The following is a 22,034-nucleotide window of genomic DNA, read 5'->3' as shown; positions in this document are numbered from 1 at the left end:
GGGGATCAGGACCCGCCACGGCCTGATGACAGCCGAGGACGGCCGCCGGATCGTCCGCTGCTACAGCCAGGACGGGGAGGAGCGCGCTGACTACGACGTGTCGAAGTTGGCCATGCCCGGGCCCCTGCGCGAGGCGATGATCGCCGCTCTGGTCGCCCGCACCACTCCCGGCGAGGGACTGACCTCTCACCACTCCTTCAACAAGTCCTACCGGTCCCTGGTGGAGTTCGACCGCTACCTCACGGCTCTGGAGACGGCGCCGCAGAGTGCAGCCGAGATCGCTCCCAAGCAGTTCGACGGGTTCTACGACCACCGCAAGGCGGAAGGCATCAAGACCGCCCGCCATGAACTGGTGGAGGTGCGGCAGCTACTGCTGCGAACCGCGGGCATCAGCGACGCTCTGGCGGGCCGACTGGCCGGCGCGATGCCGTCAAGACCCGACAGCGAGCCGTCTCACAGCTACAGCCGGGACGAGCTGAAGAGGATCGCGCAGGCAGCACGGACCGCGTTGCGGGCCGCGGAGGCCCGCATCCGCGGCAACCGCGAACTGCTGGCCCAGTTCCGCGCGGGAGACCTCGACGTCAGCGACGACATCCATCTGCGGCGACGCCTGCAGATCCTCGACCATCTCGACCGTGCTGGTGACGTCCCCCGCCGGATGCGCAAGACCGCCGGCAGGGTTCAGTTCGCCCCTGAGACCTGGGTGATGTCGAAGGGCACGATCCCGGACGTCGTCGGATGGCTCTATCTCAAGCCGGAGGAGATCGCGGCCGCGGCGGTGCTGTTCGGCGTCATGACCGGCCAGAACCCGGAGCCGATCTTGAAGATGACGGCCGCCCACCACCGGGCCGACGGCGGTGTCGGACCGGGCACCGCGATCGTCGGCCTGCGCAAGCCACGTCGGCAGAGCCGGGCCTACATGGATGTGGCGTTGTCGGAGGTCCCGGACTGGATCAGCATCCCGGAGAAGCCGGACGAGCTGGCCACCCGGGACATCCTGCACACCCCCTTCGGCCTCTACGTCCTGGTCCACGACCTGACGGCACAGGCCCGGCGCTTCGCCGGCGGCAACCGGCTCCTGGTCGCCTACATGTCCAGCGGCGGAGGCCGCAGCGGCAAGGGCCGGGGCTGGCGCCCGATCCCGACGGACGGAGCCTTGATCAGCAAGCTCGGCAGGACCTGGAACCTGCCCTCGGACGAGACGGACGACGAGGACACTCCGCTACCGATGCAGCCGCTGAGGCTGGAGACGCTGCGGATCACCTACATCGAGCTCCACCAAAAGCCCGTCGCCCACACTGAGCGGACGGCCGCGACCCGCTACCTGGTCCGCAACCGCGGCAACATCAACGAATACCGCAAGGTCGTCGCCGCGACTTTGACCTCCGAGGTCGCCAAGGCCAGGGCCCGCTCCAAGATCATCACGATGACCGCCGAGCAGGTGGCCGACGCCCAGGCGAACCTCGAGGAGACTGCCGCCGAGATGGGACTGGAGCCGGCCGTGCTCAAGCGGATGCTCGCGGGAGAGCTGGACACCGTGCTGGGAGCCTGCACCGACAACACCGGCGGCGCCTACAACCCGGGGGAGCCCTGCCGGGCCTCGTTCCTGCTCTGCCTGGACTGCGAATGCGCCAGGGCCCTGCCCCGCCACCTTCCCCTGCAGGTCCTCGTCCACGACCGGCTTGCCGAGCGACGCGAGCAGATGGACCCCCTGCAGTGGGCCGGCCGGTTCGCCGGCCCACACGCGCAGCTGGCCGACCTGCTGGACCAGGCCGATGAAACTGCCGTCGAGGACGCCCGCAAGGCGGCCGGGCCAGCCGAACACAAACTCGCCGATCGCCTGCTGAACAGAGAGCTCGACATCCGATGACATCCCCCGCCCCGATCACGCTCAGCGAGCCCGAAGGGCTCCCGGAGGGCACCATCTGGCCGGGCTCGGACACGCTCGTGCTGATGAACCGCCAGATCAGGCAGGACGCCGACCCGGTCCGGCTGTCCCGGTTCGCCGACAACCGCTGGGAGCTCAATGAAGGGATCTTCGAGGACCATGCACGTTCCCAGTCCCTGAACTTCGAGATCGTCCCAGAGCCGCTGCGGCTGGCGACGAAGCACTACGTCTGGCAGTTGATCAACCATCCGAAGGCTCGCACGCTGCGGCGTTCGAAGAAGGGTCGGGTGGCCCTCCACTCGATCGAGATCTGCTTCTACGGCGCCCTGCAGCATGTTCTGAAGTGGTTCGCGGCCCAAGGGATCACCGAGTTCTGCCAGGTCACCGACGAGATGCTCTGGGACTACCTGGACGCACTCGACGCGGACGACGTCGCTACTAGTAAGCGCTACCGGCGCATCAACGAGGTGAGGCGGCTCTGGATCCAGCGCGACCTGCTGCCGTTCTTCCTGCGGCTTCCCGAGGCACCGCCCTGGGACGGCGAGGACACCCAGGTCCTGCTGGAGAAGACCCGCGGCGACCGGGAGAACCGCACGAAGCGGATCGGCGAGCACACCATGCAGGCCCTGCTGCGATGGGCCGTCCGCTTCCTGGAGGACTTCAGCGAGGACATCCTGGCCGCCTGGGACGAGCACCGGACGCTGATGGCCCGGCGCCCCGAGCACATGCGAGGCAAGCGGCGCCGACGACAGGCCGGTGAGCTGCAGGCCGACGTCGCCGCCTACATCGACCGGCTCCGGAGCCGCGGCGAGAGCCTGCCCGGCACCCGACGGGACGACGGGACCCTGGAAGTCGCCTGGCGACACATCGCATCCCAGCTGAACTGCGCGCACTCGTTCGAGATCACGGCATCCGGACGCATGATCATGGAATCAGGGCTGCCCATCGGCGAGGGTGTCCATCTCGACACCCCCGTCACCGCCGAGCTCGACGGGGAGCCCTGGCATCCGCGGATTTCGTTCGAGGAGGTTCCGCGGCTGGCCCGGCTGCTGAGCACGGCCTGCTTCATCGTCGTCGCCTACCTTTCGGGCGCCCGTGTCGGGGAGGTCCTCAACCTGCGGCGGGGTTGCATCCGCCTCGACGAGTCCACCAGCCTGTGGTTGATGGAGGGGCTCTACTTCAAGGGCGCCGAGGACGAGGACGGCAACAAGATCCCGGAGGGAACCGTCCGCGAGGACCCCTGGGTGGTCATCGAGGTCGTCGCCCAGGCGGTCGGGATCCTGGAGCGGCTGCACGAGAGCCACCTGCTCTTCCCGAACCGGCTCAAACCGATCAAGCAGACGCCCGGCAAGGAACCCAAACGCCGTGGTGAAGCCCGCTCGGACCGGACCATCGCCGAAGATCTGGCCAAGTTCACCACCTGGGTCAATGAACGCTGCCGGCAGATGGGCCGCAAGGACAGCATCCCGGCGGACCCCGGCGGAGCGATCGCCCCCAGCCGTTTCCGGCGGACGCTGGCCTGGTTCATCCGGCGCAAGCCCCGCGGTCTGATCGCCGCGTCGGTTCAGTACGGACATACCTACACCAGGATGCTCCAAGGCTATGCGGGCTCTTACGAGGCCGGATTCCTGGATGACTACGCGTATGAGGACTGGCTCTTCCGGATGGAGGGCATCGCTGAGGACGAACGACGCCTCCTCGAGGGAGAGCACGTCAGCGGGCCCGCTGCCGACGCCTACCGCTACCGCGTCCAGGCCGCCAGCCGCGAGTTCGCCGGCCGCGTCCTCACGAGCGAACGGCAGGCCCGAGACATGCTCGGAAACCCGCTGCTGCAGATCCACCACGGCGAGGGCATGACCTGCGTCCTCAACCCCGCCGTCGCAGCCTGTCAGCTCAGAGGATCCGCGGACGACCCCATGGTCACTCCCGACGTCGACGACTGCCGGCCCAACTGCCAGTGCCTCGCCCGCACCGACCGCGACATCGAGATCAACAAAGAACGCGCCGCCGAACTCGCCGAGATCGTCGCCGACCCCCTCGCCCCAGAGATTCGTCACGCGCGTGAGCAGCGCGAACTCGACCGGCTCCTCACGATCATCGAACACCACGAGCTCGGAGCCCGCACATGACCGTCCTCCCGCTCGACGGCGAGCACGACCCCGTCCGTCGCGACATCATCGCCGCCATCAACCGCCTCCTCGCTGGCACCCCACACCGATCGAACGGCCGCCTCAACGTCAGCCAGCTGGCGGTCGAGGCGGACGTCAAGCGCTGGCACCTCACCCACCAGCACACCGACCTCAAGGACCGGTTCCAGGCCGAGGCCGCCCAAGAGGAAACCAAGCGGACAAAGGTCGCCCAGACCGGTGACGCCATAGAGGAGCTGAAGCGGGAGAACGCCGAGCTCCGCCAGCACTGCCGACACCTCGAGAGCCGCCTGGAGGTCTACGCGACGGCCCTCAACCAGCTCGCGATGGAACACGCAGCCCTCTCTGGCCGCGATGCCGACGCTGCCAAGGTCAGGACGCTGCCGCGACGTCGCCAGCCCCTGCCCTGACCTGTGAGCTAATCCGGAAATCAGCACCCAGGTCACGGTCCGAGACATTACCGTGCGTCACGTGATCATTGTTGACAGCAATCAGATCAGGTTCGTGTTGCCTCACAGCCCGGCCTTGAAGCTCTTCTCCGCAGTCGCGCGACGGGCAGGACATACCCTCGCCATCACGGATATCGTCCTCCGCGAGGTCGTCAGGCAGCACCAGGATGCATTGACCTCGGCGGTCAACGGGTATCGCGAAGCCCATCGCGCGCTCAACGAGCTACTGCCGCCGGACCAGCGCGTCCACAGCACCCCCCGCATCCCACAAGATGGGCGCATGCGGAAGGGCTTCATCGCCCGGGGCGTCAAGCGATTCGAGGCGGACATTCGCGACAGCTTCCTCGTGTTGTCCACCACGCCGGAGGATGCGCTGGCCGCGTTGGAGATGGAAGCGGACCACAAGGAGCCGGGCCTGAACGGGGCGGGAGCCAGGGACGCCTCGATCTGGCTCACGGCTGTTAGGGCGGCCGCCACTCGCGAAGCCGACAGCACGGGGCGGCGGATGCCCGTCATCTTCGTCTCTTCGGATGGCGACTTCACCGCTCCGGGCAAGAGCCGTGACCTGGCTCCGCAACTGATGAACGATGACACCCGGAAGGGCAGGTTGATCCTTAAGTCGACAGTCGTCGACGCCATGGATGCCTTTGGCTATCCGCATCAACTTGTCGATGGTGAAGGGATCACCCGGCGTGATGACTTCCAGCGGGCGCTGATAGATGCGGCTATCACCTCGGGGGACCTGCCTAGCCGGCAGCTGGACAAGATAGCCGAAGCTGAAGTCAACGTGTCGCTGATCAGTGGCCAGAAGGGCCGCCGCTGCAGCGGTGACGGCACGACCCTCACGACGATCTCCGGCACATGGGCAATCCGATTCGTCTTCGAGCGAATGCCCCGCCGCCCCGACGGCTTCGGAGGGGGCTACAGGGGGGTCGCAATGCAGATCGAAGGCATGGCTCTGATCGTCGAAGAACGCGAGCAGGAAGCGGCCATCGAGTTTGCTCCTCAGATGATCAGCATCCACGGCAGGGACTTGCGAGTCTTTTGACCTCAAGGCCCACTCGTGGCTTGAAGGCGGGCGAAGCGTGATCTCAAGCAGGAGCGCATGCTGCAACAGTCCTGTTGCATGCCTTGCCCGCCCTTCGGTGAGGATCTCCCCTGCATGGAACCAGGGTCACGAGAGGAGGAAGGGCGGCGTCACGCCAGTAGAACTGGCGGAAGAACCTACGGCATCGACGGGGCCGCCCACCGCGGCGCACTCGCCGCGGGCGGAGCCACCGTCGCCGTCCTCGCCTGCGGCGTCGACACCCCGTACCCCCGCGGCCACGACCAACTCATCCGCCGCGTCGCCGAACAGGGCCTCGTCGTAGGGGAGTTGCCGCCAGAGAGTCACCCCACCCCCAGCCGCTTCATCCTCCGCAACCGGGTCATCGCCGCCCTGACCCGGGGCACCGTCGTCGTCGAGGCCCAGCACCGCAGCGGTTCGCTCGTCACCGCCCGCGCCGCCGCCCGCCTCGGCCGCCACACCATGGGCGTCCCCGGCCCGGTGACCAGCGCACTCTCCGCCGGCGTCCATGAACTCCTCCGCGGCGACGCGACCCTCGTCACCGACGCCGACGAGATCATCGAACTCGTCGGCGACATGGGCCAGCTCGCCCCGGCGCGCCGGGGACCCGTCCTCCCGCGCGACCTCCTCGCCCCGGCCGCGGCGCACATCCTCGAAGCGATCCCCGCCCGCGGCCCCACATCCGCCACCGTCATCGCCCGTCGCGCCGGAACCACCCCCGACGACACCCTCGCCAAGCTGTACGAACTCCACTCCCTCGGCTTCGTCGAACGGCACGGAGAGGGCTGGCAGTTGACGAACGCGACGACAACCGCGTCGAACGCGCGGCGAGGCGGTACTTGACCTGGAGCATTCGGGTGAAAGGGTGATGGCGATGAACAATCGAGTTCTCTCGGCCGCACCCGAGGGGCCGACACGCGCCACGGCCCGGGTTCGAAGATGTGGCCGACGGCGTCCACCCGGAGCGGCGCGATCCACCGATGTTCGCGCACCGCGACCGCGCACTCACGCTACGCTCACCAGGATTCCGTCCAGGACACCCACACCGACACACCCGACAGCAGAACGGCTCAAGGCAACGCATGCCCCAGCACACCTCCGGGTCTGACCGCGCTGCGGTGCCCCCAGCAGCCCGGGGCGCCGTGCGACCACCCGCACCGACCTCCCTCGACGAACTGTGGCGGTCGTACAAGGACACGGGAGACGAGCGGCTGCGGGAACAGCTGATCCTGCACTACTCGCCCCTCGTCAAATACGTCGCGGGACGCGTCAGCGTCGGACTGCCGTCCAATGTGGAACAGGCCGACTTCGTCTCCTCCGGCGTCTTCGGCCTCATCGACGCCATCGAGAAGTTCGACGTCGAGCGCGCGATCAAGTTCGAGACGTACGCCATCACCCGCATCCGCGGCGCCATGATCGACGAACTCCGCGCCCTCGACTGGATCCCGCGCTCCGTCCGTCAGAAGGCCCGCAACGTCGAGCGCGCGTACGCCACCCTCGAAGCCCAGCTCCGGCGCACCCCCTCCGAGACCGAGGTCGCCGCGGAGATGGACGTCACGCTGGAGGAACTGCACGCGGTTTTCAGCCAGTTGTCCTTGGCGAACGTCGTCGCCCTCGAAGAGCTGCTGCACGTCGGCGGCGAGGGCGGTGACCGGCTCTCCCTGATGGACACCCTCGAGGACACCGCCGCCGACAACCCCGTCGAGGTCGCCGAGGGCCGTGAGCTGCGACGGCTGCTCGCCCGCGCCATCAACACGCTCCCCGAGCGGGAGAAGACCGTCGTCACCCTCTACTACTACGAGGGCCTCACCCTCGCCGAGATCGGCCACGTCCTCGGCGTCACCGAGAGCCGCGTCAGCCAGATCCACACCAAGTCCGTCCTCCAGCTCCGGGCCAAGCTGGCCGACGTCGGACGCTGACACGGCGCGAGCCGGTCGTACAGTGGAGCCGTGCCCAGGATTCGAGCGGCCTCGGTGGCCGAGCACCGGACGATGCAGCGCGGCGCCCTCCTGGACGCCGCGCGCGCCCTGCTGTCCGAGGGCGGTACGGAGGCGCTGACCTTCCCCGCACTCGCCGAGCGCACGGGCCTCGCCCGTTCCTCGGTGTACGAGTACTTCCGGTCCCGCGCGGCTGTCGTCGAAGAGCTGTGCGCCGTCGACTTCCCCGTCTGGGCGGCCGAGGTCGAGGTCGCCATGGACGGCGCGGACACCCCGCAGGGGAAGGTCGAGGCCTATGTCCGCAAGCAGCTGGAGCTCGTCGGAGACCGCCGGCACCGCGCGGTCGTCGCGATCTCGGCCAGCGAGCTCGACGACGGCGCCCGCGAGAAGATCCGCGCGGCCCACGGCGGCCTCGTCGCCATGATCGTCGAAGCCCTCGCGGCCCTGGGCCAGCCCCAGCCCCGCCTGGGCGCCATGCTCCTCCAGGGCGTCGTCGACGCCGCGGTCCGCCGCGTCGAGCTCGGCGCGGCCGAGAACCCCGGGGAGATCACCGAGGCGGCGGTCACGATGGCGCTCCACGGGGTCAACGGCACCCAGGCCTGACCCGCTCCGACCGGCAGCAGGCGGGACGGGGCGCGTGGGGTCAGCAGCAGCGGGTTCAGGTACCGGTCGCCTCTGAGGAGGCCCCAGTGGAGGCAGGACTCCGGACAGTGCGTGCCGGGGGCGACCCGGGCGATCGGGGTGCCGGCCGCGACCCGCGTACCGGTCTTCACCAGCGGAGTCACCGGGGTGAAGGTGGTCCGCAGCGGGGGAGTGCCCGAGTGGGGCGGGGTGAGGGTGAGGACCCCGCGCCCGCCGACGGGGCCCGCGAAGGTGACCGTGCCCGCGATCGGGGCCACGACCGGGGTGCCCGGTGGCGCGGCCAGGTCGACGCCGCGATGGCCGGCCGCGTACGGCCCCGGCGGCGGCTGCCAGCCACGGAGGATCTCCGGGAGCGGCGGGCCCACCGGCCACAGCAGGCCGAGGGTCAGGATCAATGCCGTGAGGTGCATGGGAGAACGCTCCCCGGCACCTCCGGTGCGTAGGGGTCCCGGACGGTTTCTGTGGACTACCCGCCGGTTGTGGACAGCGCCGTCACCCGCTGCTCCCGGGGTCCCGTACACTTCCTATGGCGACCCGGGTCACCGGGTCGACTTCGCACGCCCCGCCACTGCCCTCACAGGCCGTGGCAGCGCCTTTCGGTCCCTCGCGGGCATGGCGCGTCGGGGCGTCAGGAACATAACCGAGAAACTCAAGGAGATACGGCCATGGCCGTCGTCACGATGCGGGAGCTGCTGGAGAGCGGCGTCCACTTCGGTCACCAGACCCGTCGCTGGAACCCGAAGATGAAGCGCTTCATCTTCACCGAGCGCAACGGCATCTACATCATCGACCTGCTCCAGTCGCTGTCGTACATCGACCGCGCCTACGAGTTCGTCAAGGAGACCGTCGCGCACGGCGGCTCCATCATGTTCGTCGGTACGAAGAAGCAGGCCCAGGAGGCCATCGCCGAGCAGGCGACGCGTGTCGGCATGCCGTACGTCAACCAGCGTTGGCTCGGTGGCATGCTCACCAACTTCTCCACCGTCTACAAGCGTCTGCAGCGCCTCAAGGAGCTCGAGCAGATCGACTTCGAGGACGTGGCCGCCTCCGGCCTCACCAAGAAGGAGCTCCTGGTCCTCTCCCGCGAGAAGGCCAAGCTGGAGAAGACCCTCGGTGGTATCCGCGAGATGCAGAAGGTGCCGAGCGCCGTCTGGATCGTCGACACCAAGAAGGAGCACATCGCCGTCGGTGAGGCGCGCAAGCTCCACATCCCGGTCGTCGCGATCCTCGACACCAACTGCGACCCCGACGAGGTCGACTACAAGATCCCGGGCAACGACGACGCGATCCGCTCCGTCACCCTGCTCACCCGCGTGATCGCCGACGCCGTCGCCGAGGGCCTCATCGCCCGTTCCGGCGCCGCGACCGGCGACTCGAAGCCGGGCGAGAAGGCCGCCGGCGAGCCCCTCGCCGAGTGGGAGCGCGACCTGCTCGAGGGCGAGAAGAAGGCCGACGACGCCGAGGTCCAGACCTCCGCCGAGACCGAGAAGGTCGCCGACGCAGAGGCCGCCGAGGCCCCGGCCGAGGCTGCCGCCGAGGCTCCGGCCGCGGACGCCGAGCAGGCCTGACCCTTCAGGACCTTCGGGTGACGACGGCGGGGGCCCACGAAGCCCCCGCCGTCCACCCGTGGACCCGCCCGATCTTTCAGACTTCGAGAGAGAAACAGACTCATGGCGAACTACACCGCCGCTGACGTCAAGAAGCTCCGCGAGCTCACCGGCGCCGGCATGATGGACTGCAAGAAGGCCCTCGACGAGGCCGACGGCAACGTCGACAAGGCCGTCGAGGCCCTGCGCATCAAGGGCCAGAAGGGTGTCGCCAAGCGCGAGGGCCGCTCCGCCGAGAACGGCGCCGTGGTCTCCCTCATCGCCGACGACAACACCTCCGGCGTCCTCGTCGAGCTGAAGTGCGAGACGGACTTCGTCGCCAAGGGTGACAAGTTCCAGGCCGTCGCCAACCAGCTGGCCGCGCACGTCGCCGCGACCGCCCCGGCCGACCTGGAGGCGCTGCTCGCCTCCGAGATCGAGGCCGGCAAGACCGTGCAGGCGTTCGTCGACGAGGCCAACGCCAACCTCGGCGAGAAGATCGTCCTGGACCGCTTCGCGCAGTACGCCGACGGCTTCGTCTTCGCGTACATGCACCGCACGATGCCGGACCTCCCGCCGCAGATCGGTGTCCTCGTCGAGTTCGACAAGGCCGACGCCGCCGTTGCCAAGGGTGTCGCCCAGCACATCGCCGCCTTCGCGCCGAAGTACCTCACCCGTGAGGACGTTCCGGCCGAGGTCGTCGAGACCGAGCGTCGCGTCGCCGAGGAGACCACCCGCGCCGAGGGCAAGCCCGAGGCCGCGCTCCCGAAGATCGTCGAGGGTCGCGTGAACGGCTTCTTCAAGGACGCGACGCTGCTCGGTCAGCCGTACGCCCTTGACAACAAGAAGTCCGTCCAGCAGATCCTGGACGAGGCCGGTGTCACCCTGAAGCGCTTCACCCGCATCAAGGTCGGCATCTGAGTCCGTACGCGAACGCGACGGACACCGGACCCCGGTAGGGTCTGAGGCAGTCGACCGCGCACGCGCAGGACGACCGCAGATCTGACGAGGAGGCCATTGCCGTACGGGAAACCGCGAGGACCCAAGGCAATGGCCTCCTTCGTATGTGCACGAGGAGATCTCCATGAACCAGGGCGCCGTACAGGGCGACGACAACAACGGCAAGAAGGCCGGCCGCTACATGCTGAAGCTGTCCGGAGAAGCCTTCTCCGGCGGTACGGGCCTGGGCGTCGACCCCAATGTCGTGCACGCCATCGCGCGTGAGATCGCGGCCGTCGTCCGCGACGGCGCGGAGATCGCGGTGGTGATCGGCGGCGGCAACTTCTTCCGTGGCGCCGAGCTCCAGCAGCGCGGCATGGATCGGGCCCGCTCCGACTACATGGGCATGCTCGGCACCGTGATGAACTGCCTCGCCCTCCAGGACTTCCTGGAGAAGGAGGGCATCGACTCCCGCGTCCAGACCGCCATCACCATGGGCCAGGTCGCCGAGCCGTACATCCCGCTGCGCGCCGTGCGCCACCTGGAGAAGGGCCGTGTGGTCATCTTCGGTGCGGGCATGGGCATGCCGTACTTCTCCACCGACACCACCGCCGCCCAGCGCGCCCTGGAGATCGACGCCGAGGCGCTCCTGATGGGCAAGAACGGCGTGGACGGCGTCTACGACTCCGACCCGAAGGCCAACCCCGACGCGGTCAAGTTCGACGCACTGGAGTACGGCGAGGTGCTCTCCCGCGACCTCAAGGTCGCCGACGCCACCGCCATCACCCTGTGCCGGGACAACAACCTCCCGATCCTCGTCTTCGAACTGCTCACCGAGGGCAATATCGCTCGCGCGGTGAAGGGTGAGAAGATCGGCACGCTCGTGAGCGACCAGGGCACCCGGGCCTGACCCGAACCGGGGAACCGCCCCGCAAGGGGATGGACAGAGCCCTGCCGGTCGTACACCGTGCAGGACACAACGCGACGACACGCAGGAGCATGTGGTGATCGAAGAGACCCTCCTCGAGGCCGAGGAGAAGATGGAGAAGGCCGTCGTGGTCGCCAAGGAGGACTTCGCCGCGATCCGCACCGGCCGTGCGCACCCGGCGATGTTCAACAAGATCGTGGCGGACTACTACGGTGCCATCACCCCCATCAACCAGCTGGCGTCCTTCTCCGTCCCGGAGCCGCGGATGGCCGTGGTGACCCCGTTCGACAAGAGCGCGCTGCGCAACATCGAGCAGGCGATCCGGGACTCGGACCTCGGCGTCAACCCGAGCAACGACGGCAACATCATCCGGGTGGTGTTCCCCGAGCTGACGGAGGAGCGCCGCCGGGAGTACATCAAGGTCGCCAAGGGCAAGGCCGAGGACTCGAAGATCTCGATCCGCTCGGTCCGCCGCAAGGCCAAGGAGACCATCGACAAGTTCGTCAAGGACGGCGAGGTCGGCGAGGACGAGGGCCGCCGCGCCGAGAAGGAGCTCGACGACACCACCGCGAAGTACGTCTCGCAGGTGGACGAGCTGCTCAAGCACAAGGAAGCCGAGCTCCTCGAGGTCTGATGAACGACTCTTCCTGGGGTGCCCCGGCCGGTACCGGCCGTGGCGGACCCGACCAGGGGCCCGTCCCGGCGGGTCCCGCATACGATCGGCAGCAGGCGGCGCAGACTCGGCCCATGCCCATCGTGCCCGACGTTCCCGCCGGCGGATTCCAGGACGGTCACGGCCGGGGGGCCGCTCACCAGAGCGGTCCCCTGTTCCGTGACGAGACGCCGCACGAGCACCCGCAGGAGCCCATGCCCAGCCCCACCCCGCCTCCGCCGCCCGCGCCGTCGGCGCCACGGCCGAAGAAGAGCGCGGGGCGTGATCTGGGCGCGGCCATAGGGGTCGGGGTCGGTCTCGGGGCCGTCATCATCGCCTCGCTGTTCATCTGGAAGCCGGCGTTCGTCGGGGTGATAGCGGTCGCCGTGGTGGTCGGGCTCTGGGAGCTGACCTCCCGCCTCCAGGAGCGCAAGGCGATCAAGGCGCCGCTGGTCCCGCTCGCGGTCGGCGGTGCGGCGATGGTCGTCGCCGGCTATGTCCGGGGGCCCGAGGGCGCCTGGGTGGCCATGGCGCTCACGGCGCTCGCGGTACTCGTCTGGCGGATGACGGAGCCTCCCGAGGGCTATCTGAAGGACGTCACGGCGGGTGTGTTCGCGGCGTTCTACGTGCCGTTCCTGGCGACGTTCGTGGCACTGATGCTCACCGCCGACGACGGTCCGCAGCGGGTGCTGACGTTCCTGGTGCTCACGGTGGTCAGCGACACGGGTGCGTACGCGATCGGCTGGCGCTTCGGCAAGCACAAGCTGGCGCCGAGGATCAGTCCCGGAAAGACCCGTGAGGGTCTGTTCGGGGCGGTGGCCTTCGCGATGGCGGCGGGTGCGCTGTGCATGCAGTTCATGATCGAAGACGGCGTCTGGTGGCAGGGTCTGCTGCTGGGTCTCGCGGTGGCGACGAGTGCGACGCTCGGCGACCTCGGCGAGTCGATGATCAAGCGTGACCTGGGCATCAAGGACATGGGCACCCTGCTGCCGGGGCACGGCGGGATCATGGACCGGCTGGACTCGCTGCTGCCGACGGCTCCGGTCGTGTGGCTGCTGTTCGTGATCTTCGTCGGTTCGGCCTGATCCGTACGCGTGTGCCGTAAGGGCCCGTCACCCTCCAGGGTGACGGGCCCTTACGCATGGGCGCGGCAGGTGGGTGCAGCCGCCGAGCCGAAAACCCCCCGCATGGGGAGAATGCGGTCATGACACCCAAGGCAGGCGCCGGCGGCGCACCCGCGGGGGCGCGTCTCGTCCTGCTGACGCTCGCGGCGGGCCAGTTCCTCATGGCCCTCGACAGTTCCGTCATGAACGTGGCGATCGCGACCGTGGCCGACGACGTGGGCACGACCGTGACCGGGATCCAGGGCGCCATCACCGCGTACACGCTGGTGATGGCGATGTTCATGATCCCCGGGGGCAAGGTCGGCGTGCTGATCGGTCGCCGGCGCGCGTTCATGATCGGCTGTGTGATCTACGGCTGCGGCTCGCTGACCACGGCGCTCGCGCCGAACCTGCCCGTGCTGCTGTTCGGCTGGTCGTTCCTCGAAGGCATCGGGGCGGCGCTCATCCTGCCGTCGATCGTGGCGCTCGTGGCCGGCAACTTCCCCACGGAGGGCCGGGCCGCGGCGTACGGCATCGTGGCGGCGGCGGGTGCCGTGGCCATCGGGCTCGGACCGCTCATCGGCGGCATCGCCACGACGTACTTCTCCTGGCGCTGGGTCTTCGCCGGCGAGGTCCTGGTCGTGCTCGTCATCCTTGTGTTCGCCCGCCGCATCGCCGACGCCGGCGACGAGGCGCACCCGCGCATCGACCTCATCGGCGCCGTCCTGTCCGCCGCCGGGCTCGGGATCTTCGTCTACGGCGTCCTGCGCTCGGACGAGTGGGGCTGGGTCCAGCCGAAGGCCGACGCGCCCGCGTGGCTCGGGGTGTCGCTGACCGTGTGGCTGATGATGGCGGGCCTGCTCCTGGTGTATCTGTTCCTCCGCTGGGAGGCCCGGCTCGTCGAGCGGGGCCGGGAGCCGCTCGTCGACCCGGCCATGCTGCGGAACAAGCAGCTCACCGGCGGTCTGACGATGTTCTTCTTCCAGTACCTCGTGCAGATGGGCGTCTTCTTCGTCGTCCCGCTCTATCTCTCCGTGGCCCTCGGTCTGTCCGCGCTGCAGACGGGCGCCCGGATCCTGCCGCTCTCGCTGACGCTGCTGGCCGCGGCGGTCCTCATTCCGCGCTTCCTCCCCGACGTCTCGCCGCGGCGGGTGGTCCGGATCGGGGTGGTGGCGCTCCTCGCCGGTGCGGTCGCCCTGATGGCCGCGCTGGACGCGGACGCCGGAGCGGAGATCGTCACCGTCCCGCTGCTGCTGATCGGCTTCGGGATGGGAGCCCTGGCCTCCCAGCTCGGATCGGTCACGGTGTCCGCGGTCCCGGACCGGCAGAGCGCGGAGGTCGGAGGCATCCAGAACGCCGTCACCAACCTCGGCTCCTCGATGGGCACGGCACTCGCGGGCTCCCTGATGATCGCCGCGCTCACCTCGTCGTTCCTGGGCGCCGTGGAGCGCAACGAGGCCATCCCGGCCGAGGTGAAGAGCCAGGCCGCCGTCGAGCTGCAGAGCGGTGTCCCGTTCCTCTCGGACGCCCAGCTGACGACCGCCCTCGACGAGGCGGGCACCAGCGAGGAGGTCACCGAGGCCGCCCTGGAGGCGAACGCCGCCGCCCGCCTGGACGGCCTGAAGGCGGCCCTCGCGATCCTGGCCGGCGCGTCCGTCGTGGCGCTCTTCTTCACCCACCGCATCCCCCGGACCCAGCCCCGGGCCCCGGCACCCTGAGCCGGCGAACCGGGCCACGCGCGCGCGTCTGCGACACTGGTACCACCATGCCCAAGCCCGGAGAACTCACTTTCGTCGCCCCCCGCGGAGCCAAGAAGCCGCCGCGGCACCTGGCCGACCTCACGCCCGCCGAGCGGAAGGAGGCCGTCGCCGCGATCGGCGAGAAGCCGTTCCGCGCCAAGCAGCTGTCCACCCACTACTTCGCGCGGTACGCGCACGATCCCGCGGAGTGGACGGACATTCCGGCCGCCTCGCGGGAGAAGCTGGCCGGGGAGCTGCTGCCCGATCTGATGTCCGTGGTGCGGCACATCTCGTGCGACGACGACACCACCCGCAAGACCCTGTGGCGGCTGCACGACGGCACGCTCGTCGAGTCGGTGCTCATGCGCTACCCGGACCGGGTGACGATGTGCATCTCCTCGCAGGCCGGCTGCGGGATGAACTGCCCGTTCTGTGCGACGGGGCAGGCCGGGCTCGACCGGAACCTGTCGACCGCCGAGATCGTGCACCAGATCGTGGACGGCATGCGGTCGCTGCGGGACGGGGAGGTGCCCGGGGGACCGGCGCGGCTCTCCAACATCGTGTTCATGGGCATGGGCGAGCCGCTCGCGAACTACAAGCGGGTCGTCGGTGCCATCCGGCGCCTCACCGACCCCGAGCCGGACGGTCTCGGGCTCTCGCAGCGCGGGATCACCGTCTCCACCGTCGGGCTCGTGCCCGCGATGCTGCGGTTCGCCGACGAGGGCTTCAAGTGCCGGCTCGCGGTCTCGCTGCACGCCCCGGACGACGAGCTCCGGGACACCCTGGTGCCGGTCAACACGCGCTGGAAGGTGCGTGAGGTCCTCGATGCGGCCTGGGAGTACGCGGAGAAGTCCGGCCGCCGGATCTCCATCGAGTACGCGCTCATCCGGGACATCAACGACCAGGCGTGGCGCGGTGACCTGCTGGGCCGGCTGCTCAAGGGGCGTCGGGTGCACGTCAACCTGATCCCGCTGAACCCGACGCCGGGTTCGAAGTGGACGGCCTCGCGTCCGGAGGACGAGAAGGCCTTCGTGGAGGCCATCGCCCGCCACGGCGTGCCGGTGACGGTGCGGGACACCCGGGGCCAGGAGATCGACGGTGCCTGTGGACAGCTGGCGGCCGCCGAGCGCTGACCTTGTACTCTGAGGTCGAACACATCTCCATATTCCGACAGGGGAGCGCCACAGCGCTGAGAGTGCGGTCACCGTAGGACCGCAGACCCTCTGAACCTTGCCCAGGTCATTCTGGGTAGGAAGTTCGGTCGTTAACTCAAGCTGTTGCGCCCTGCCCGCGTCCGGTCCCGCCGGTCGTGGGCAGGGCCGCGTCTCTTCCTGGTCATACCCAGGAGGAATCTCAGTGAGCACCACTCCGGTGAGCATCAAGAAGGCCGCCGCCGCCGCGCTCGTCGCGGCGCTGGGCGTCACCACCCTCGCCGCCTGCGGCACGGATGACGTCCGCGAGGCCGGCGGCAAGTCCGGCGCGCCCGCGCCGAAGACCGTGACCCTCGTGAGCCACGACTCGTTCAACGCCTCCAAGGAGGTGCTGGCCGACTTCACGAAGCAGACCGGCTTCACCGTCAAGGTGCTGAAGAGCGGCGACGCCGGCGAGGCCGTCAACAAGGAGATCCTGACCAAGGGCTCCCCGCAGGGCGACGTCTTCTTCGGCGTCGACAACACCCTGCTGTCCCGCGCCCTCGACAACGGCATCTTCGTGCCCTACGCGGCGAAGGGCCTGGACCGCGTCCCGGCCGCGTACCAGCTCGACAAGGAGCAGCGGGTCACGCCGGTCGACTCCGGTGACATCTGCGTCAACTACGACAAGAAGTACTTCGCCGACAAGAAGCTGGCGCCGCCGGTGACCTTCGACGACCTGGCGAAGCCGGCGTACAAGGACCTGCTCGTCGTCGAGAACCCCGAGCGGTCCTCCCCGGGCCTCGGCTTCCTCCTCGGTACGGCCGCGAAGTACGGGGACGAGGGCTGGCAGGACTACTGGACGAAGCTCAAGGCCAACGGCGTGAAGACCGTCGACAGCTGGGAGCTCGCCTACAACCAGGAGTTCTCCGGCTCGGCCGGCGGCAAGCAGGCCAAGGGCGACCGGCCGCTCGTCGTGTCGTACGCCTCCAGCCCGCCGGTCGAGGTGCTCTACGGCGAGCCGCAGCCGAAGGTGGCCCCCACCGGGGTCTCCACCGGCACCTGCTTCCGGCAGACCGAGTTCGCGGGCCTGCTGAACGGCGCGAAGAACCCCGAGGGCGGCAAGGCGCTGATCGACTTCCTGATCTCCAAGAAGTTCCAGGAGGACATGCCGCTCCAGATGTTCGTCAACCCGGTGGCGAAGGACGCGGCCCTGCCCGAGCTGTTCACCCGGCACGGTGTGGTCGTCGACAAGCCGGAGACGATGGCGCCGGAGAAGATCGCCGAGAAGCGTGACCCGTGGATCCAGCAGTGGTCGTCGCTCGTTCTGAAGTAGTCCCCGACCGCCGGGGAAGCGCGGCGCGGCTCGGCCTGATGGCCGTGCCCGTCGCCTTCTTCGTGCTCTTCTTCGCCTGGCCCGTCGTCTCGATCGTCGAGCGCGGGCTCCGGGTCGACGGCGTGTGGCGGTTCGGCCGGTTCGGCGGGACGCTGAGCCGGCCGGAGATCCTCGACGTCCTGTGGTTCACGCTCTGGCAGGCCCTCGCGTCCACCGGTCTCACCCTGCTGATCGCGCTGCCCGGCGCGTACGTCTTCGCGCGCTTCGAGTTCCGCGGCAAGGGCCTGCTGCGCGCGGTCGTCACCGTGCCCTTCGTGATGCCGACCGTCATGGTCGGCACGGCCTTCCTGGCGCTCGTCGGCCGCGGCGGGCTCCTCGACGAGCTGTGGGGCGTACGGCTCGACACCACGGTCTGGGCGATCCTGATCGCCCATGTGTTCTTCAACTACGCCGTCGTCGTACGAACCGTCGGGGGCCTGTGGGCGCAGCTCGACCCGCGCCAGGAGGAGGCGGCCCGGGTCCTCGGCGCGTCCCGCTGGAAGGCGTGGCGGACCGTGACCCTGCCGGCGCTCGCCCCGTCCGTCGCGGCGGCGGCGCTGATGGTCTTCCTGTTCACCGCGAGCTCCTTCGCCGTCGTCCAGATCCTCGGCGGATCCACGTACTCCACCCTGGAGACGGAGATCTACCGGCAGACCGTCGTCCGCTTCGACCTGACGACGGCGGCCGTCCTCACGATGGTGCAGTTCGTCGCCGTCGGCGTCGTCCTCGCCGTGCACGCCCGGACGGTCCGCCGCCGGGAGACCGCCCTGCGGATGGTGGCGCCCGAGGAGACGGCCCGCCGGCCCCGGGGCGCCGGCCAGTGGGCGCTGTTCGCGGGCGTCCTGCTCTCCGTCGCCCTGCTGATCGTGCTGCCGCTCGGGGTGCTCGTCGAGCGGTCCTTCGCGACCTCCCACGGATACGGGCTCGACTACTACCGGGCCCTGCAGACCCCCGACCCGTCCGGCACGTTCCTCGTGCCGCTGCTCGACACGATCGGGAACTCGCTGCGGTACGCCGTGGTCGCCACCCTGATCGCCCTCGTCATCGGCGGGCTCGCCGCGGCCGCGCTGACCCTCCCCCGCTCCCGGCTTCGCTCGCGCGGGGGGACCCCCGTCGCCGGACGGCTCGTCCGGGGCTTCGACGCGCTGCTCATGCTGCCGCTCGGGGTGTCGGCCGTGACCGTGGGCTTCGGGTTCCTCATCACGCTCGACGAGCCGCCGTTCGACCTGCGGGCCAGCTGGATCCTCGTACCGCTGGCGCAGGCGCTGGTCGGAGTGCCCTTCGTCGTACGGACGATGCTGCCGGTGCTGCGGGCGGTGGACGAGCGGCTGCGGGAGGCGGCGGCCGTGCTCGGCGCCTCGCCGTGGCGGGCCTGGCGGGAGGTGGACCTGCCGCTGGTGCGGCGGGCGCTGCTGATCGCCGCCGGGTTCGCGTTCGCCGTCTCGCTCGGCGAGTTCGGCGCGACCGTCTTCATCGCCCGCCCCGACAGCCCGACGCTCCCGGTGGCGGTGGCCCGGCTCATCGGCCGGCCCGGCGAACTCAACTACGGCCAGGCGATGGCCCTCTCGACGATCCTCATGGTGGTGTGCGCGGTGTCCCTGCTGCTGCTCGAACGGCTCCGGACCGAACGCACCTCGGGGGAGTTCTGATGCTGGTGCTCGACGGGGCGACCGTACGGTTCGGGGAGCGGGCCGCGCTCGACGCCGTGGACCTGGAGGTCGCCGACCACGAGATCGTGTCCGTGCTCGGGCCGAGCGGCAGCGGCAAGTCCACGCTGCTGCGGGCCGTCGCCGGGCTGCAGGCCCTCGACGGCGGGCGGGTGCTCCTCGGCGGCGCCGACCAGCGCGGGGTGCCGGTGCACCGGCGGGGCGTCGGCCTGATGTTCCAGGACCACCAGCTGTTCCCGCAGCGGGACGTCGCCGGCAACGTCGCCTTCGGGCTGCGGATGCGCGGGGCAGGGAAGGCCGAGCAGGCCGAGCGGGTGGCGGAGCTGCTCGACCTCGTCGGCCTGCCGGGTGCCGGGCGGCGGTCCGTCGCCGCGCTCTCCGGCGGCGAGCAGCAGCGGGTGGCGCTGGCCCGCGCCCTGGCGCCCCGGCCCCGGCTGCTGATGCTCGACGAGCCCCTCGGGCAGCTCGACCGGGGACTGCGGGAGCGGCTCGTCGTGGAGCTGCGGGAGCTCTTCGGGCGGCTCGGCACGACGGTGCTGGCGGTGACCCACGACCAGGGCGAGGCGTTCGCGCTGGCCGACCGGCTGGTGGTCATGCGGGACGGGCGTATCGCCCAGTCGGGTCCACCCGTCGAGGTGTGGTCGCGGCCGGCATCGGAGTTCGTGGCCCGTTTCCTGGGGTTCGACAACGTGGTGGCGGCGCGGGTGACCGGTCCGGTCGCGGAGACCGCCTGGGGGAAGGTCCCGGTGCCGGACGGCTCGCCGCAGGGCGAGCGGCGGCTCCTGGTCCGGCCGGGCGGGGTACGGCTCGTGCCCGTGGAGGAGGGGCCGGCCTGGACGGTCGAGTCCCGGACCTTCCGGGGCAGCCATGTGGCCGTACGGCTCCGCCCGGTGGACGGACCGCCGCTGGACGCGGAGCTTCCGCCGCGGGAGGTGCCGGGGGAGGGCGCCGCGGTGGGGGTGGAGTTCCGGGCGGAGGACGTGGTGGTGCTGGGGGACGACATTCCGTAGCGGGTGCGATGAGTTTCCCGGTCCGGTGGAGTCTCCTGGGTGTTCGTGATGCCTGTGTCGACCACCCGGGAGGAACCCCATGGGCCAGCTGCTCAGAGTCCAGAACTTCATGGTCTCGTCCGACGGATTCGGTACGGGGGAGGGCCAGAGCCTGGAGCATCCCTTCGGGCACGCGGATCCCGGGGCCATGTTCTCCTGGGCGGGTGCCACGGCGAGCTAGCCCAACCGGACCGAGCCGGGGGGCAGCCGCGGCCTCGACGACTACTTCACCCGGGACTTCTCCCGGAACATCGGCGCCGAGATCATGGGCCGCAACAAGTTCGGCCCGCAGCGCGGTCCCTGGCAGGACTTCGACTGGCAGGGCTGGTGGGGTGACGAGCCGCCGTTCCACACCCCGGTGTTCGTCATGACGCACCACCCGCGTCCCTCGTTCACGCTGTCCGACACGACGTTCCACTTCGTCGACGGCGACCCGGCGAGCGTGCTGGCGCGGGCGAAGGAGGCGGCGGACGGCAAGGACGTCCGGCTCGGCGGCGGGGCCACCGTCATCCGCGAGTTCCTCGACGCCGGCCTCGTCGACACCCTGCACATCGCGGTCGCGCCGGTGAAGCTCGGTTCCGGGGTACGGCTCTGGGAGTCGCCCGACGAGCTCCTCGACCGGTTCCACCGCGATGTCGTGCCCAGCCCGGGCGGTGCGGTGACGCACCACCTCTTCTGGCGGAAGTGACCCGGGGCCGTCTTCAGCAGCGGTCGCAGGCCCTGCGGGCCGCCCGCTGGTACAGGAGCGTGGCGCGGCCCAGCGCGAGGCCGTAGAGGGAGAAGCCCCCGTAGGCGACGGCGACCACCCACGGGGCGTGGTCGGCGACGCCCGAGCCGGCCGCCCCGGTCCAGGCCAGCACACCGACCGCGGCCAGGAAGGCCCCGAACGGGGCGAGCGCGCCCGCCCCGGCCCAGCCGAGCGCGAGCAGCGGCAGCCGGGGCAGGCGGCGCCCCCAGGGGCGGGTCAGCGCGAGCGCGAGGACCATGCCGAGGACGGCGAGGACCGCGGTGACGTCGACCCCGTGGTCGTACAGCCACAGGCCCAGGTCGCTGGTGTACTCCGGGTCGGCGCCGGGACGGCCGGTGCCGGTGAAACCGGGGGTGAGGCCGAGCGCCCAGGCCGTCTTCAGGGCGGCGTACGGGACGAGGGCGGCGACGGCGACCAGGCCGGCGCGGGTGCCGCCGCCGAGTGCCGCCGGGGCGGGGGCCCGCCCGCCGCAGTGGAGGCAGGTGCCGCGCGCCCCGCGGCGGTGGGCGAGGGCCGCGTACCCCCACAGGACCGCGCCGAGGACGGCGACGCTCTGGTTCGCCAGGGCCGCCCAGTCGATCGGCGGCTGGTTGCGGGACAGGAAGAACAGCAGGTGGACGGGGCTGAGGAGGGCGGCGAAGCCCGAGGTGAGGCAGAGCGCGACGACCGCCCACGCCGCGCGGGACAGTCCCCTCGCGTCCGGGCGGCGGAGCAGCGCGTACGCGAGGACGGCGGCGGCCCCGTACAGCACCGCCGCCGTGGCCTCGGCGGTCGTCCCCGTCGACCTGGTGAGGAGCGCATAGCCGAACGCGGGCCCGGTGAGGGCGGCGAGGGCCGCGCCGGCGGCGTACAGCAGCGACCAGAGGAGGGCGGCGCGACCCGCCCAGGAGGGCCGTTCGGCCAGGAGTCTCTTCGGCGTCATGCTCCGAGCCTTCCGGCGCCGGGACCTGGCGGCGTCGGCCCTGAGGCTGGTCCCACTCCGTTGTGCG

General features: G+C 70.2%; 17 protein-coding genes, 3 pseudogenes and 1 riboswitch. Of the genes and pseudogenes, 18 read left to right on the top strand and 2 right to left on the bottom strand.

Features of this window, described 5'->3' with window-relative positions; all coding sequences use genetic code 11:
• Window positions 1-25 precede the first annotated feature (25 nt).
• From ACIP8Z_RS31505 to ACIP8Z_RS31475, 7 genes and pseudogenes are all read left to right on the top strand, one after another.
• Window positions 26-1,870, top strand: coding sequence for a hypothetical protein (locus ACIP8Z_RS31505; RefSeq protein WP_402089544.1), 1,845 nt, complete (start codon window positions 26-28; stop codon window positions 1,868-1,870).
• Entirely contained in the window at window positions 1,867-4,017 is a 2,151-nt protein-coding gene (locus tag ACIP8Z_RS31500; protein WP_402089542.1) for a hypothetical protein, read from the top strand. Before ACIP8Z_RS31505 ends, ACIP8Z_RS31500 begins: the two co-directional genes overlap by 4 nt.
• Entirely contained in the window at window positions 4,014-4,445 is a 432-nt protein-coding gene (locus ACIP8Z_RS31495) for a hypothetical protein (RefSeq protein ID WP_402089540.1), read from the top strand. The genes ACIP8Z_RS31500 and ACIP8Z_RS31495 overlap by 4 nt, the downstream gene beginning before the upstream one ends.
• 61 nt (window positions 4,446-4,506) lie before the next feature.
• Window positions 4,507-5,532: a PIN domain-containing protein gene (locus tag ACIP8Z_RS31490; protein WP_402089538.1), complete on the top strand. Its 1,026-nt coding sequence runs from the start codon at window positions 4,507-4,509 to the stop codon at window positions 5,530-5,532.
• 168 nt (window positions 5,533-5,700) lie between these two features.
• Window positions 5,701-6,393, top strand: a pseudogene (locus tag ACIP8Z_RS31485) (DNA-processing protein DprA); the annotation flags it as partial.
• A 239-nt stretch (window positions 6,394-6,632) separates the two neighbouring features.
• On the top strand, window positions 6,633-7,469 hold the full coding sequence (whiG, locus tag ACIP8Z_RS31480; RefSeq protein WP_402089536.1) for an RNA polymerase sigma factor WhiG: 837 nt from the start codon (window positions 6,633-6,635) through the stop codon (window positions 7,467-7,469).
• Window positions 7,470-7,541: 72 nt separating this feature from the next.
• Window positions 7,542-8,090, top strand: coding sequence for a TetR/AcrR family transcriptional regulator (locus tag ACIP8Z_RS31475; RefSeq protein WP_402089731.1), 549 nt, complete (start codon window positions 7,542-7,544; stop codon window positions 8,088-8,090).
• Window positions 8,091-8,152: 62 nt separating this feature from the next.
• On the opposite strand, the pseudogene ACIP8Z_RS31470 reads toward ACIP8Z_RS31475, so the two are convergent.
• A pseudogene (locus ACIP8Z_RS31470) lies at window positions 8,153-8,539 on the bottom strand (peptidoglycan DD-metalloendopeptidase family protein); the annotation flags it as partial.
• 255 nt (window positions 8,540-8,794) lie between these two features.
• Here ACIP8Z_RS31470 and rpsB point away from each other — a divergent pair.
• The 11 genes and pseudogenes from rpsB (at window position 8,795) to ACIP8Z_RS31415 (ending at window position 20,985) form a co-directional block, all read left to right on the top strand.
• Window positions 8,795-9,697 carry a 30S ribosomal protein S2 gene (gene rpsB, locus ACIP8Z_RS31465; protein ID WP_402089534.1) on the top strand — a complete coding sequence of 301 codons (903 nt, stop codon included), beginning with the start codon at window positions 8,795-8,797 and terminating at the stop codon, window positions 9,695-9,697.
• Window positions 9,698-9,799: 102 nt separating this feature from the next.
• On the top strand, window positions 9,800-10,636 hold the full coding sequence (tsf, locus tag ACIP8Z_RS31460; protein WP_148006367.1) for a translation elongation factor Ts: 837 nt from the start codon (window positions 9,800-9,802) through the stop codon (window positions 10,634-10,636).
• A gap of 163 nt (window positions 10,637-10,799) precedes the next feature.
• Window positions 10,800-11,564 carry a UMP kinase gene (gene pyrH / locus ACIP8Z_RS31455; RefSeq protein ID WP_030322320.1) on the top strand — a complete coding sequence of 255 codons (765 nt, stop codon included), beginning with the start codon at window positions 10,800-10,802 and terminating at the stop codon, window positions 11,562-11,564.
• 94 nt (window positions 11,565-11,658) lie between these two features.
• Complete coding sequence (frr, locus tag ACIP8Z_RS31450) at window positions 11,659-12,216, top strand: ribosome recycling factor (protein ID WP_319319914.1); 558 nt, start codon at window positions 11,659-11,661, stop codon at window positions 12,214-12,216.
• Entirely contained in the window at window positions 12,216-13,319 is a 1,104-nt protein-coding gene (locus ACIP8Z_RS31445) for a phosphatidate cytidylyltransferase (RefSeq protein WP_402089531.1), read from the top strand. Before frr ends, ACIP8Z_RS31445 begins: the two co-directional genes overlap by 1 nt.
• 119 nt (window positions 13,320-13,438) lie before the next feature.
• On the top strand, window positions 13,439-15,055 hold the full coding sequence (locus ACIP8Z_RS31440) for an MFS transporter (RefSeq protein WP_402089529.1): 1,617 nt from the start codon (window positions 13,439-13,441) through the stop codon (window positions 15,053-15,055).
• Window positions 15,056-15,102: 47 nt separating this feature from the next.
• Window positions 15,103-16,209, top strand: a complete 1,107-nt coding sequence (gene rlmN, locus ACIP8Z_RS31435; RefSeq protein WP_055598437.1) for a 23S rRNA (adenine(2503)-C(2))-methyltransferase RlmN — start codon at window positions 15,103-15,105, stop codon at window positions 16,207-16,209.
• Between the two features lie 29 nt (window positions 16,210-16,238).
• Window positions 16,239-16,349: riboswitch (TPP riboswitch) on the top strand.
• A gap of 83 nt (window positions 16,350-16,432) precedes the next feature.
• Complete coding sequence (locus tag ACIP8Z_RS31430; RefSeq protein WP_402089526.1) at window positions 16,433-17,542, top strand: thiamine ABC transporter substrate binding subunit; 1,110 nt, start codon at window positions 16,433-16,435, stop codon at window positions 17,540-17,542.
• Window positions 17,543-17,580: 38 nt separating this feature from the next.
• Complete coding sequence (locus ACIP8Z_RS31425; RefSeq protein ID WP_402089729.1) at window positions 17,581-19,230, top strand: ABC transporter permease; 1,650 nt, start codon at window positions 17,581-17,583, stop codon at window positions 19,228-19,230.
• On the top strand, window positions 19,230-20,258 hold the full coding sequence (locus ACIP8Z_RS31420; protein WP_402089524.1) for an ABC transporter ATP-binding protein: 1,029 nt from the start codon (window positions 19,230-19,232) through the stop codon (window positions 20,256-20,258). Before ACIP8Z_RS31425 ends, ACIP8Z_RS31420 begins: the two co-directional genes overlap by 1 nt.
• Window positions 20,259-20,337: 79 nt before the next feature.
• Window positions 20,338-20,985, top strand: a pseudogene (locus ACIP8Z_RS31415) (dihydrofolate reductase family protein).
• Window positions 20,986-20,998: 13 nt separating this feature from the next.
• On the opposite strand, the gene ACIP8Z_RS31410 reads toward ACIP8Z_RS31415, so the two are convergent.
• Window positions 20,999-21,967 (bottom strand): hypothetical protein, encoded by a 969-nt coding sequence (locus ACIP8Z_RS31410; protein ID WP_402089522.1) that lies wholly within the window; start codon window positions 21,965-21,967, stop codon window positions 20,999-21,001.
• Window positions 21,968-22,034: the final 67 nt, after the last annotated feature.

The sequence above is a fragment of the Streptomyces sp. NPDC088553 genome, assembly GCF_044752965.1.
Taxonomy (GTDB): Bacteria; Actinomycetota; Actinomycetes; order Streptomycetales; family Streptomycetaceae; genus Streptomyces.
The sequence above is the reverse complement of the archived record's forward strand: the minus strand, read 5'-3'. Positions and strand labels throughout refer to the sequence as shown.